Annotated in this window: 13 protein-coding genes and 1 pseudogene; 9 read left to right on the top strand and 5 right to left on the bottom strand. The window is 69.1% G+C overall.

What is annotated here, in order from left to right; genetic code table 11:
- Together J7I94_RS33195 and J7I94_RS33190 are read left to right on the top strand one after the other, a co-directional pair.
- Window positions 1-1,833: UvrD-helicase domain-containing protein (locus J7I94_RS33195; protein ID WP_215173235.1), on the top strand; the 1,833-nt coding region annotated here is incomplete at its 5' end.
- A gap of 95 nt (window positions 1,834-1,928) precedes the next feature.
- Entirely contained in the window at window positions 1,929-2,429 is a 501-nt protein-coding gene (locus tag J7I94_RS33190; protein WP_215173233.1) for a hemerythrin domain-containing protein, read from the top strand.
- A 119-nt stretch (window positions 2,430-2,548) separates the two neighbouring features.
- On the opposite strand, the gene trxB is transcribed toward J7I94_RS33190, so the two are convergent.
- The 3 genes from trxB to J7I94_RS33175 are packed head-to-tail and all read right to left on the bottom strand — an operon-like array spanning window position 2,549 to window position 4,633.
- The gene (gene trxB, locus J7I94_RS33185) at window positions 2,549-3,529 is read right to left on the bottom strand and encodes a thioredoxin-disulfide reductase (RefSeq protein WP_374198470.1); all 981 of its coding nucleotides are present in this window, start codon (window positions 3,527-3,529) and stop codon (window positions 2,549-2,551) included.
- Between the two features lie 5 nt (window positions 3,530-3,534).
- Window positions 3,535-3,954: an arsenate reductase ArsC gene (locus J7I94_RS33180; protein WP_215173229.1), complete on the bottom strand. Its 420-nt coding sequence runs from the start codon at window positions 3,952-3,954 to the stop codon at window positions 3,535-3,537.
- Window positions 3,955-3,997: 43 nt separating this feature from the next.
- Window positions 3,998-4,633, bottom strand: a complete 636-nt coding sequence (locus J7I94_RS33175; protein ID WP_215173227.1) for a low molecular weight phosphatase family protein — start codon at window positions 4,631-4,633, stop codon at window positions 3,998-4,000.
- Window positions 4,634-4,708: 75 nt separating this feature from the next.
- Between J7I94_RS33175 and J7I94_RS33170 the strand changes: the two genes are divergently transcribed.
- The 3 genes and pseudogenes from J7I94_RS33170 to J7I94_RS33160 all read left to right on the top strand — a co-directional run bounded on the left by J7I94_RS33170 (window position 4,709) and on the right by J7I94_RS33160 (window position 7,221).
- Window positions 4,709-5,017, top strand: a complete 309-nt coding sequence (locus J7I94_RS33170) for a helix-turn-helix transcriptional regulator (protein WP_215173225.1) — start codon at window positions 4,709-4,711, stop codon at window positions 5,015-5,017.
- A complete protein-coding gene (gene arsB / locus J7I94_RS33165) occupies window positions 5,014-6,123 on the top strand; it encodes an ACR3 family arsenite efflux transporter (protein WP_215173222.1) in 1,110 nt (369 codons plus the stop codon). The genes J7I94_RS33170 and arsB overlap by 4 nt, the downstream gene beginning before the upstream one ends.
- Window positions 6,120-7,221 (top strand): annotated as a pseudogene (locus J7I94_RS33160) (ArsO family NAD(P)H-dependent flavin-containing monooxygenase). Before arsB ends, J7I94_RS33160 begins: the two are co-directional and overlap by 4 nt.
- A 97-nt stretch (window positions 7,222-7,318) precedes the next feature.
- Here the strand turns inward: J7I94_RS33160 and J7I94_RS33155 are convergent.
- Window positions 7,319-8,365: an NAD(P)/FAD-dependent oxidoreductase gene (locus J7I94_RS33155; protein ID WP_215173220.1), complete on the bottom strand. Its 1,047-nt coding sequence runs from the start codon at window positions 8,363-8,365 to the stop codon at window positions 7,319-7,321.
- A gap of 70 nt (window positions 8,366-8,435) precedes the next feature.
- Between J7I94_RS33155 and J7I94_RS39110 the strand changes: the two genes are divergently transcribed.
- Window positions 8,436-8,759, top strand: a complete 324-nt coding sequence (locus J7I94_RS39110) for a metalloregulator ArsR/SmtB family transcription factor (RefSeq protein ID WP_308114806.1) — start codon at window positions 8,436-8,438, stop codon at window positions 8,757-8,759.
- A gap of 25 nt (window positions 8,760-8,784) precedes the next feature.
- Here the strand turns inward: J7I94_RS39110 and J7I94_RS33145 are convergent, their stop codons facing one another.
- Window positions 8,785-9,150: a helix-turn-helix transcriptional regulator gene (locus J7I94_RS33145; protein ID WP_215173216.1), complete on the bottom strand. Its 366-nt coding sequence runs from the start codon at window positions 9,148-9,150 to the stop codon at window positions 8,785-8,787.
- An 84-nt stretch (window positions 9,151-9,234) separates the two neighbouring features.
- On the opposite strand from J7I94_RS33145, the gene J7I94_RS33140 reads away from it, so the two are divergent.
- From J7I94_RS33140 to J7I94_RS33130, 3 genes are all read left to right on the top strand, one after another.
- On the top strand, window positions 9,235-9,858 hold the full coding sequence (locus J7I94_RS33140) for a DMT family transporter (RefSeq protein WP_215173214.1): 624 nt from the start codon (window positions 9,235-9,237) through the stop codon (window positions 9,856-9,858).
- 238 nt (window positions 9,859-10,096) lie between these two features.
- Window positions 10,097-10,306, top strand: a complete 210-nt coding sequence (locus tag J7I94_RS33135; RefSeq protein WP_215173212.1) for a hypothetical protein — start codon at window positions 10,097-10,099, stop codon at window positions 10,304-10,306.
- A gap of 1,231 nt (window positions 10,307-11,537) precedes the next feature.
- Window positions 11,538-11,771, top strand: a complete 234-nt coding sequence (locus J7I94_RS33130) for a YrhK family protein (RefSeq protein WP_215173209.1) — start codon at window positions 11,538-11,540, stop codon at window positions 11,769-11,771.
- Window positions 11,772-11,885: the final 114 nt, after the last annotated feature.

Raw genomic sequence — 11,885 nt, 5'->3', positions numbered from 1 at the left:
GGACACTACATCGGCGTCCATGACTTCTCCGACCCGGAGACCCAGGAGATCCTCATCCACGACTGGCGGGCCCCGGTCTCCAGCCTGTACTACGACTTCGAGCTGGGCGCCGCTCACTTCGAGGCCCCGACCGGCACCGTGCACGGGACGATCACCGGCAAGCGCCAGTACAAGATCGCGGGCGATCGCCTTGAGTACATGTTCGACAGCGCGCTGACCATCGGCGACGAGGTGCTGCAGCGGGAGCTGAGCCAGTCCGCCGACGACCGGATGAAGAGCATCGTCGCGACGATCCAGCGCGAGCAGAACGAGGTGATCCGCAACGAGACGGCGAAGGTGCTGATCCTGCAGGGAGTCGCGGGCTCCGGGAAGACGTCGATCGCCCTGCACCGGGTGGCGTTCCTGCTCTACCGCTTCAAGGACTCCCTGTCGTCCGACAACGTCATGATCCTTTCTCCCAACAAGGTCTTCGGTGACTACATCGCCAACGTCCTTCCCGAGCTGGGGGAGGAGCAGATCGCGGAGATCGACTTCGAGCGGATCGCCGACCGGTTCCTGGCCAGGGTGACGGAGTACGAGACCTTCAGCGAGCAGGTGATCAAGCTGCTCGACCGGCCGGACGACGCGGCGGCCGAGCGGATGCGCTTCAAGGCGACGGCGGAGTTCATCACTCGGCTCGACGAGTGGCTGGCCGCCCGCGCGGACGCCGAGTTCACCCCGCGGCAGATCGAGCAGAGGAACAAGCGGCTGCCGGAAGACTGGGTCGTCGACGCCTTCGCGAGCTCGCGCGGGCTTCCCGTCTTCAGCCGACTCGACCTTCTCGCCGAAAGCGCCGCGCACCGGTTGCGGCAGGAGGTGCTGGACAAGGGTGGCAAGTGGTCGGCGGCGGACAGCAACGGCGTCCGCAAGCAGGTGCGCGCCATGTTCCCGCACAAGGACGCCTTCGCCCTCTACACAGCGTTCTACCAGACTCCTGAACTCAAGGGCATGTTCAAGCCGCTTGGCCGGAAGAAGATCGAGTACGCAGATGTCTTCCCGCTCGTCTACACCATGATCAAGACCTCCCGACAGGAAGGCTACGGCCGCATCCGGCACCTCCTGGTGGACGAGATGCAGGACTACACGCCCCTTCAGTACGCGGTACTGCGTGAACTGTTCTCCTGCAAGATGACGATCCTCGGCGACGCCAACCAGTCGGTGAACCCCTTCAGTTCCTCGTCACTGCCGGTCATCCGCGGCATCTTCCCCGAGGCCGACTGCCTGGAGCTGTGCAAGAGCTACCGCTCCACGGCCGAGATCACGGACTTCGCCCAGCACATCGCACGCAACGACAAGCTGGTACCGATCGGACGGCACGGGCTCCCGCCGCAGATCGTCTCCGCCCACGACGCAAAGTCGCAGACCGCGGACATCCTGGCGCTCATCGCGCGGCACCGGCGAAGCGAGTACCGGTCCCTCGGCATCATCTGCAAGACCGTGGCACAGGCGGAAGAACTGCACCTCGCGCTGTCGGCAGCAGGCGTCGACCTGACCTTCCTCGACTACGAGAGCACGGAGTTCAGCGCCGGCACCGTCATCACCTCGGCGCACATTGCCAAGGGGCTGGAGTTCGACACCGTGATCGTCCCGGACGTGGACGACACGAACTATGCCAACGCGATGGACAAGGGCATGCTGTACATCGCCTGCACCCGAGCGATGCATGAACTGCACCTGACCCACGTCGGGCGCCTGTCGCCTTTTCTGCAGTTCACCGTGGACCCTGAAAGGTCTTTCGACGATGTCGGCCCCATGACACAGGAGGTGTCTCATCAGGCGACTCCCGTCGGGTGAATGAGGACGACAGGGGTAGTGTGTGGGAAGCGTCGCGTGCCGGTGGCAGACCGTGTCAGGCATGGAGGCGCCGGACCGAAGGAGACCGACGGTGTATGCGTCGCACCCTTCGCTCTCGCGTGACTGAGCGCGAGACGACCAGGCTCATCGCCTGGAGCCAAGAACTCCGTCGGGTGCACCACCGCCTACGGGAAGCACTCTCCGTGACCCGCGACTCCCTCGCGGACGGCTCGCCCGGCGAGGCGGCCACCCGTGAACTGCTGCTGTACTGCCACGGCTTCTGCGCGGCCCTCGACGGCCACCATCAGGGCGAGGACCGTACCCTGTTCCCGGCCATCGGAGCTGAACATCCGGAGCTGCGCCCGGTGGTGCGTCAGCTCGAACAGGATCACTCGATGATCGCCCACCTGCTCGGCGGCCTCCGTGCCGCAGTCGACCGGACTGCGCCGCCCGAGGAGCTTGGCCGCCACCTCGAAGGCATTGCCGCGATCATGGAGAACCATTTCCGTTACGAGGAGCGGCAACTGCTCGCTGTGCTTGAAACCCTTGAGCTGGCGGCCGAACCCCGAGATGCGCTGGGTCCGATGCACAACTGATCAGTGCTGTGGGTGACCGCGTGGCCCCAGACCGGCTCGCGGCAGGCTTCACGCCCAGGACAAGTCCTGGAACCGGGGTGGGCCCGCTGCGTGAGCGGGCCCACCCCGCAGTCCGAGTCTCAGGCCGGTACGGCGGTCACCGCGGCCTCGACTCTGTCGTCATTGAGTGCGGCAAGGTGCCGCTCGGCGTCGAGCGCAGCCTGGCAGCCGCTCGCGGCGGCGGTGATCGCCTGTCGGTAGGTGTGGTCGACGACGTCGCCGGCGGCGAACACGCCCGGGATGTTCGTGCGGGTCGATGGCGAGGCGACGCGGATGTAGCCGTTGTCGTCCAGGTCCAGCTGAACCTGGAACAGCTTCGTGCGCGGATCGTGGCCGATGGCGATGAACAGGCCGGTCGCGTCCAGGTCGCGGGTGGCGCCGCTGAAGACGTCGCGCAGCACGAGCCCGGCCAGCATGCCGTTGCTCTCCTTGATCTCGGCGATCTCGGTGTCGAAGGCGAAGGAGATCCTGTCGTCGGAGAACGCGCGGTTCTGCATGACCTGCGAGGCGCGCAGCGTGGAGCGCCGGTGGACGACGGTCACCGAGCGGGCGAAGCGGGTGAGGAAGGTGGCCTCCTCCATGGCGGTGTCGCCGCCGCCGACCACCACGATGTCGCGGTCGCGGAAGAAGAAGCCGTCGCAGGTGGCGCACCAGGACACGCCTCTGCCGGACAGCTCGTCCTCCTTGGGAAGGCCGAGCTTGCGGTAGCCGGACCCGGTGGCCACGATCACCGTCTTTGCGCGGTGCACGGTGCCCGCGGTGTCGGTGACCGACTTGACGTCTCCGGTGAGGTCCGCCTCGACGATGTCGTCGTCGATCATCTCCGCGCCGAACTTCTCGGCCTGCGCGCGCATGTTCGCCATCAGGTCCGGGCCGTCGATGCCCTCGGGGAAGCCGGGGAAGTTCTCGACCTCGGTCGTCGTGGTGAGCGCACCCCCGACGAAGACGGAGCCGCCGAAGACGACCGGCGCGAGTTCGGCGCGGGCCGTGTAGAGGGCAGCGGTGTATCCGGCGGGACCGGAGCCGATGATGATGACCTCGCGAATTCCGTTGTCGGTCACTGAGGTCACGCCTCCTGCTTCGCGTCGATCTCGGCGATGAGGGCCTCGATGCGGGTCTTGATCTCGTCGCGGATGGGGCGGACGGCCTCGACGCCCTGGCCGGCCGGGTCTTCCAGGGCCCAGTCGAGGTACTTCTTGCCGGGGAAGACCGGGCAGGCGTCGCCGCAGCCCATGGTGATGACGTAGTCGGACGCCTGGACGGCCTCGGTGGTCAGGATCTTCGGCGTGGCGTCGGCGATGTCGACGCCGACCTCCTTCATCGCCTCGACGGCGGCCGGGTTGACCTGGTCGCCGGGGACGGAGCCGGCGGAGCGGACCTCGACGCGGTCGCCCGCGAAGTGCTGGAGGAACCCGGCGGCCATCTGGGAGCGGCCGGCGTTGTGGACGCAGACGAACAGTACGGAGGCGAGCGGAGCGGAGGGCATGCGTTCTTCCTTCACGGAGTGAGTGACCGGTGGTGCAGGGGGTTCAAGTGCTCGGCAGACTGGCGAGCAGGTCGGTGATCCGATGGTCGATGTCGTCGCGGATTCGACGGACGGCTCCGAGCGAGGCGCCCTCGGGGTCGGCCACCGGCCAGTCCAGGTAGCGGCGGCCGGAGACGATCGGGCAGGCATCGCCACAGCCCATGGTGATGACGATGTCGGCGGCCCTCACGACCTCGTCGGTCAGTGGCTTGGGAAACGCCCCGGCCGGATCGGCGCCCGCCTCGACGAGGACCTGCGCGATGTACGGCTCGACCTCGGGCCCCGGGCGGGTTCCCGCAGATGAGACGGTGACCCGGCCGGCCGCACGATGCTGCAGCAGCGCCGCGGCGAGCTGGGAGCGCCCCGCGTTCTGGCTGCACACGAACAGCACCCGGGGCACCCTGGCACCCGGTGCGCCCTGGGCGTGGGCGAGAGCGTCGAGGCGCTCGGCGGCAAAACGCTCGGCCAGAACCACCAGGTGCGTCGTGACCTGCGCGGTGGCGGCCAAACGCTGGTAGGAATCGGAAAGCAGGCGCTGCACGGTCTCTACCGCGAAGCGACCTGCGTGCCGGACGGCCAGGCGGGCCGCGCCGGCGGCAAGACGCTCGTCGGGCAGGGCGGGAGTGGGGACGACGGACATGGGAAGACCCTCTCGACGGGCCCATAGGTCAGCCCCGGCTGGTATCAGCACCGGGTGATGTGAGAGTATCAGCCCATGATGACGTCAGTCGACACTGACCTGATCCGGGTGCTGGCCGACCCGCTCAGGCTCCGGATCGTGACACTGCTCGCCCGCGAGACGCTGTGCACCACGCACCTCGTCGAGGAGACCGGCGCCCGGCAGACCAACCTCTCCAACCACCTGAGAGTCCTGCGCGAGGCCGGGGTCGTGGAGACCGAGCCGTGCGGGCGCTTCACCTACTACAAGCTGCGCCCCGACGTCATCGCCCAGCTCGCCGGGCAGTTCGCCGACCTGGCCGAGTCCGCCCGTACCGCCGCCGAGAACAAGAGGGCCTGCCCGTGACCTCCACCGAGCCCACCACCTCCGCTCCGGCCGGGGCCGGGGGCGACTCGATCGTCAAGAAGCTCTCCACCCTCGACCGCTACCTGGCGGTGTGGATCCTCATCGCCATGGCTGTCGGCCTGGGGCTCGGGCGAGTGATCCCCGGACTGAACGACGCGCTGGCGAAGGTGGAGGTCGGCGGGATCTCCCTGCCGATCGCCCTCGGTCTGCTGATCATGATGTATCCGGTCCTGGCCAAGGTCCGCTACGACAAGCTGGACGCGGTCACCGGCGACCGCAGGCTGATGATCTCTTCCTTGGTCATCAACTGGGTCCTCGGACCCGCGGTGATGTTCGCCCTGGCGTGGATCTTCCTGCCGGACCTGCCCGAGTACCGCACCGGCCTGATCATCGTCGGCCTGGCCCGCTGCATCGCCATGGTCATCATCTGGAACGACCTCGCCTGCGGCGACCGTGAGGCGGCCGCCGTGCTGGTCGCCCTCAACAGCGTCTTCCAGGTGATCGCGTTCGGCCTGCTGGGCTGGTTCTACCTGGACCTGCTGCCCGGCTGGCTGGGCCTGGGCGACGGGGAGCACCTGGACATCTCGATGTGGGAGATCGCCTTTAACGTGGTCGTCTTCCTGGGCGTCCCGCTGCTGGCCGGCTTCCTGACCCGCCGGATCGGCGAGAAGAAGATGGGCCGCGAGGGCTACGAGTCCCGCTTCCTGCCGAAGATCGGCCCCTGGGCGCTGTACGGGCTGCTCTTCACGATCGTCATCCTCTTCGCCCTCCAGGGGAAGACCATCACCTCCCAGCCGCTGGACGTCGCCCGGATCGCGCTGCCGCTGCTGGTGTACTTCGCGGTCATGTTCTTCGGCACCTTCCTCCTCGGCAAGGGCCTCGGCCTGGCCTACGACCGCACCACCACCCTGGCGTTCACCGCGGCGGGCAACAACTTCGAGCTGGCCATCGCGGTCGCCATCGCCACCTTCGGCGTCACCTCCGGCCAGGCCCTGTCCGGCGTCGTCGGACCGCTCATCGAAGTACCGGTCCTGATCGGCCTCGTCTACGTCGCGCTCGCCTGGCGCAAGAAGTTCACCGCCGACGTGGTGACCACGACCCCATGACGCGGCACGTGGACGTGGTGGTGGCCGGCGGCGGCCAAGCAGGGCTCGCCGCCGGCTATCACCTGCGTCGTCAGGGCATCCACTTCACCATCCTCGACGCCGAACCGGCGCCGGGCGGGGCCTGGCAGCACATGTGGGACTCGCTGCACCTGTTCTCCCCGGCCGACCACTCCTCCCTGCCCGGCCGGCTCATGCCCACACAGCCCGGCGAGACCTACCCCGACACCGGTCATGTGGTGGACTACCTGACCGACTACGAGAAGCGCTATGACCTGCCCGTCCAGCACGGCACCCGAGTGGACGCCGTGCACCGCGACGGCGACCGGCTCCTGGTGGAGACCGACTCCGGTCCCTGGCGGGCCCGGGCGGTCATCAGTGCCACTGGCACCTGGTCGCGGCCCTTCGTCCCCGCCGTCCCCGGCAGCGGCGACTTCACCGGGCGGCAGACGCACACCGTGAACTACCGCCGCCCAGGCGACTTCGCCGGACAGCGCGTCCTCGTGGTCGGCGGAGGAAACTCCGGCGCCCAGATCGCGGCCGACCTCGCCCTGGACGACCACGTCGAGACGACGTGGGTGACCCGGCGTCCACCCCGCCTCCTGCCCGACGACATCGACGGCCGCGTCCTGTTCGACGTCGCCACCGCCCGCCGCCGCGCTCTCGGCTTCGCTCGAGCGGGGGGACCCCCATCGCGCCCTCGACGCAGGCCGCAGCGACACAGGCGGGGTCGCCTCGCTCGGGGACGTCGTCGCCGTCCCGCCTGTCCGTGCCGCTCGCGACGCCGGACTCCTGCGGGCCCGCCCGATGTTCCGCCGGCTCACCGCCACCGGCGTCCAGTGGGACGACGGTAGCCGGTCGGAGGCGGACGCGATCATCTGGTGCACCGGCTTCCGGCCCGCCCTGGCCCACCTCGGCCCGCTGGGACTGCGCGGCCCGCGTGGCCGCGTCGCGACCTCCGGCACCCGAGCTGTCGGCGAACCCCGCCTGCACCTGCTCGGTTACGGCGACTGGACCGGCCCTGCCTCCGCCACTCTGATCGGCGTGGGCCGCCCGGCCCGCGAGGCCGCCCGCCAGATCGCGCGCCAACTGGACAGCTGACTCCGCGCCCCGGCCCGGACGGCACGCCCAGGGGCTGGTTGTCGGACTGTGCTGCCCCTCCAACAGTCCGGAGCGGCACGTGTCCGCAACGCCGTCGTCAGCGTGAGCGACTGAGCCGGGACAGCACGTGCGCGGCGTCGCGGCCAACGCCACGAAGGGTGTTGGAGGAGAAGCTGCGCTGGAACTCGATCCCGACGAAGCCGAGCCCCGGAACGGTGGCGATGCCGCCGCGGTGCCGGGGCCTGCCGTCGGCGTCCAGGGCGCCGCTGCCGTCAAGGTAGGGAAAGGCGAGGCGGTATCCGGTGGCCCAGATGATCGTGTCGACCGGTTCCTTGGTGCCGTCGGCCCATACGACACCGTCGGGCGTCAGGCGAGCGAACATCTCGCGCCGCTGGACGCCGTGGGCTTCGAGAGCCGTGCGGTAGCGGCCGTCGTCGAGGACGGACACCGGTGCCTTCTCCAGGATCCGGCTCAGCGGGGCGATGTCGAACCCGGTGCGCAGGAGCCACCAGTGGATGTCCCGGCCCAGCGGACGCTGCCGCGTCCAGCCGATGGGCCGGCGGCTGACCAGCGTGGTCTCGGCGACCGCGCCGAGTTCGGCGGCGATCTGGATGGCCGAGTTGCCGCCGCCCACGACCACGACACGTCCGCCGGTGAACGGTTCGGGGCTGCGGTAGCCGGCGGCGTGCAGCCACTGCCCGGCGAACTCCTCACGCCCGGGCACGTCCGGGGTGTACGGGCTGCGGAAGGCGCCGGTGGCGGCCACGACCGCACGCGCCGTGAACGCGGCACCGTCCTCCGCCCGCACCGTCCAGGCGCCGTCGCGGGGCAGCACCGAGGTGACAGTGGTGGAGGTGCGGATGTCGGCGTCGAGCCGGCGGGCGTAGGCGCGCAGGTAGGCGACCACCTCGTCCCTCGTCGGGTAACGGTCGCCGTCGCCGGGAAAGCGCATGCCGGGGAGCGACGAGTACCGGGCGGGGGAGAACAGGGTGAGGCTGTCGTAGTAGCGCGGCCAGGCCCCGCCGGCCTGGTCGGCGGCCTCCAGGACGAGCGTGCGGGCGAAGCCGTGGCGCGGGGCGAGGGCGGCTGTGGCCAGACCGGACTGGCCGGCGCCGAGGACGATGAGGTCGGCGTGGTGCTCCATGAGAACCTTCTCCTGTAAGCGTCGTCGTTTCGGGAAGTGACGAAATATGGGTCGCGGATCAGGTGAGGAAGTGGCAGGTGGCGGTGCGGGCGAGGACGTCGACCCGGCGACGGCCGACTTCCTCAAGGCTCTGGCGAGCGAGACCCGCCAACTGGTCATGCGACAGTTCGCGGGGGGCCGAGAGTTGGCCGTCGGGGAGATCGCCGAGCGATGCGGCCTCAAGCCGTCAACCGCCTCCGAGCACCTGAACCTGCTGCGCCGTGGCGGTCTGGTCCTCTCCCGCAAAGAGGGCAAGCAGGTCTTCTACCGTGCCGACGGTGCCACCATGGCCCATCGCCTGGAGACCCTCAAGGAGTACCTGCTGTACTGCTGCCCGCCCGGCTGCGGCGCCTGACTGCGGAGCCGACTCATGGCGGCGGTCAGCCGCGGAGGTCGAGCATGGCCGCCATGGCCGCTACCACGGACGGGGCGACCTGGTAATAGACCCAGGTGCCGCGCCGCTCGGAGGTCAGCAGTCCGGCCTCGCGCAGCTTCTTGAGGTGGTGGGAGACGGTCGGCTGGGAGACGCCGACGTCGGCGATGTCGCACACGCACGCCTCGCCGCCCGGGTGGGAGGCGACCTTGGAGAACAGCCGCAGGCGCACCGGGTCCGAGAGTGCCTTGAACATGGCGGCCATCTTCTCCGCGTCAGCCCGGGACAGCTCCCCGGCGGTGATCGGCGGGCAGCACGGCACGACGTCGCTGTCCTCCGGGACGGGCAGGTCCACGACCTCTGACTTCGACATGCGTCTATGTTGACACCCGTCGATACGGGTGGCAAGCTCCGAGACTCAGAGAGGCATTGACGGGCGTCGAATCAAGGAGTCGACGTGCCCGCCACCCTCCGTGGCGTGCTCACCGCGTCCCGGGCCCGCCGCACCACCCAACGCGAGTGGGCGGCCGCCGCGGTGACGGCGGCCGGCCTGGCCGGCATGCTGCTGAGCCTCTCGCCGTCCGAGGGATCCACCACCGGCGTCTCCGGCCTGCTGTGGGCACTCGCCCTGGGAGCCAACGTGCTGCTGATCGCCGCCGGGGTGTGGTGGGCGCGACTGACGACCGGAGCGGCGCGCAAGGCGGCCGTCCTGGGCACGACCACGAGCTGCGGCTTCGCCCTGACCGCCGCCTTGATCAAGGGCATGACCGACACCGCCTCCCAGGGGATCGGCGGCCTGCTCACCGGCTGGCAGTTCTACGGCATGATCATCGCCGGCGCCGGATCGATGTTCCTGCTGCAATCGGCAGTTCACGCGGGCCCTCTGCTGGCCACCCAGCCCGGGCTTTCCCTCGGCGACCCGGTCCTCTCCATCCTGTGGGGCACCCTGATCTTCGGCGAGGAGGTGCACGGCGGACTGTTCGTCGCCCTGGCCGCCCTCGCCGCCGCAGCCGTGGCCACATCCGTCGTCGTGTTGGCCCACTCACCACTACTGGCCGACGACGCCGGCCGCGACCGGTGACGCTGAGCAGGAGGCTCCCCCCATGGCAGTCTGACCGTGCGGTCCGCACGAGTGGCAGGCTCGATCAAGGGACGTCGTCGATGAGATCCGCCCGCCAGGTGCCGGGTAAGGACGGGCTCACCAGCCCATGGCAGCGGTCGGCCAGCACAGGCGGCTGTCCCTGAGCGGCCCACTCCAGCAGGGAAGCGTGCTGCTCGAGCGAGGTGCGGATACGCCAGGGCGGGCAGATCCTGGAGTAATGGCCAAGCGTCCTGTGGTGGTGGGCCGGCCGTCGCCGAGCGGCGGCCGCCGGGTCCGTGCGGACGGTGAGATCCTGGGCCTCGCCTACGGACCGCGGGACGTTGCGGAGTTCCTGCGGCGGGCGGGGCTGGAGGACATCGACGTGGACACGTCGGAACTGATCGAGTGGCGCGGCGGAGGCCCGGAAGTCTGGACAGTCCGGACCTGAACGCTCCCTGCAGGCGTACCGCGCCGGCGGACATGCGGCCGGAGCGCCGTGTGGAAGGCATGATCGCATGACGTGGACCGCTGCCCGAGCCGATGCTCACCACACCCGTGGCCGGACCCGACCTGCCGCCCGACACGCGGCCGAAGTAGCCGCTACGTCTCCCCGCGAGCAGCGGAGGAAGACCCACGTCCGTGAGGCTGCCATCGCGTTCGTCGGACACGCCGAACACGCGTTGAGCCAAGCCACACGATTCCGCACCGGCCCGCAGCGGGGAACCACATCCTGACGCGGTTCATCGATGCCATCAGGCACGCTCCGGGGGCCTCCGTCCTCGATACGGCCCCTTGGGTCGAACTGGCGGAGAGTGACCTCCTGCAGTCCGACGACCTCGTGCGTTTGAAATCGTTGCTCAAGAAGCCCCGCGTACATGGCAACAGGACCCCCCGGAAAGCGCATTCGAACCCGCTCGCGATGCACTCAACCAGTACATCGGAGCAGTACAGGAGCACCTCAACCGGCCTCCCGGAGAGTGACAGGCCCACTCGTGCCCGCGCCGCTTGCGTACCGTCGCCTGAACTGCCCCTCACCGCCTTTGGCGCATCCGCCTCCCTCACGATCGGGCTGCTCAACATCCGGAGAGCCGCGCCCATGGCCGCCGTGGTGGCTGCTTGCCTCGTCCCTGGGCTCCCAGGCAGCGTTCGCGACCCAGCACCTGGAGCCGACAGCCCCGCTTCGCTGCCGCGTAACGAGGAATAGCTCCCACCACGAATACGTACTGGTACCAGCTACACGTCCCGACGTGGACCCGAGAGCGGTGCCGCTGTTGGGAATCTGACCGGGCGAGCCCCCGGGGCGCCCTGAGGTCAGGGGTTGGGATGGGAAGGGGCCTTCAATTTCCAACCGCTGCCGGTGCAGGCGTCGTGCAGCGGCGGGAACCGGTGGCCTTTGACGTCGGTGCTGTACTCGTGGTGTTGTCCGCAGTCGCATTCGTAATTCCGGAGGTCGGCACGATCTCGCCGGGTCGGTGGAGTTCGTCGTGATTGCTCATACGACTTGTGTACGACGCGGGCGGTGATGCTGCGACCGCGGGCAGAACCGCTGGCGAGCGAAGACGTACCGTGATCGCCAGAAGCCGGGGCGGCATGGTGTCGGGTGTTTGCCGCGCTGTTTTGGGCGTACCCCACAGCCTCATGCAGTCACTGGATGATTCGGCACTGGAAGGGATGATGGCGTGCTGCCCCGACTCGAGCGGTACCTGCTCCAGGACTTTCCGTTCATTCACTTGATCATCGGTGGGTTCGGTAACACGGCGTTCCTGGTCGGCAGCGTGTGTTTCCTGTTCCCCAGCTTGGAGCGGGTGGCCCTGTGGCTGTTCGTGCTGGGTTCGCTGGGTATGTTCGTCGGCAGCCTCGGTGAGGTATTCGTCCGGCACGCGCGCAAATCTCGTCAGCAATCCCAGAGCTGACCACAAACGTCGACGGCCCTACTCGTCTACGTTCGGCGACCTCGCCCGCCGACACAGGGTCCGGCTTCCAGGTCGACGAGTCCGTCGCCTCCGGCAGCGGACTTGGCCGGCTCC

It is taken from the genome of Streptomyces sp. ISL-12 (genome assembly GCF_018614415.1).
Classification (GTDB): Bacteria; Actinomycetota; Actinomycetes; order Streptomycetales; family Streptomycetaceae; genus Streptomyces.
Note: the sequence above shows the minus strand (reverse complement) of the source record. Positions and strands in the feature narration are given on the sequence as shown.

What these genes read in the sequence shown, in the direction of transcription:
- J7I94_RS33190 (WP_215173233.1), top strand. Translation starts at nt 1,929, where the DNA reads ATGCGTCGCACCCTTCGCTCTCGCGTGACTGAGCGCGAGACGACCAGG.
- J7I94_RS33180 (WP_215173229.1), bottom strand. Translation starts at nt 3,954, where the DNA reads ATGCCCTCCGCTCCGCTCGCCTCCGTACTGTTCGTCTGCGTCCACAAC.
- J7I94_RS33175 (WP_215173227.1), bottom strand. Translation starts at nt 4,633, where the DNA reads ATGTCCGTCGTCCCCACTCCCGCCCTGCCCGACGAGCGTCTTGCCGCC.
- J7I94_RS33170 (WP_215173225.1), top strand. Translation starts at nt 4,709, where the DNA reads ATGATGACGTCAGTCGACACTGACCTGATCCGGGTGCTGGCCGACCCG.
- J7I94_RS33155 (WP_215173220.1), bottom strand. Translation starts at nt 8,365, where the DNA reads ATGGAGCACCACGCCGACCTCATCGTCCTCGGCGCCGGCCAGTCCGGT.
- J7I94_RS33145 (WP_215173216.1), bottom strand. Translation starts at nt 9,150, where the DNA reads ATGTCGAAGTCAGAGGTCGTGGACCTGCCCGTCCCGGAGGACAGCGAC.
- J7I94_RS33135 (WP_215173212.1), top strand. Translation starts at nt 10,097, where the DNA reads ATGGCCAAGCGTCCTGTGGTGGTGGGCCGGCCGTCGCCGAGCGGCGGC.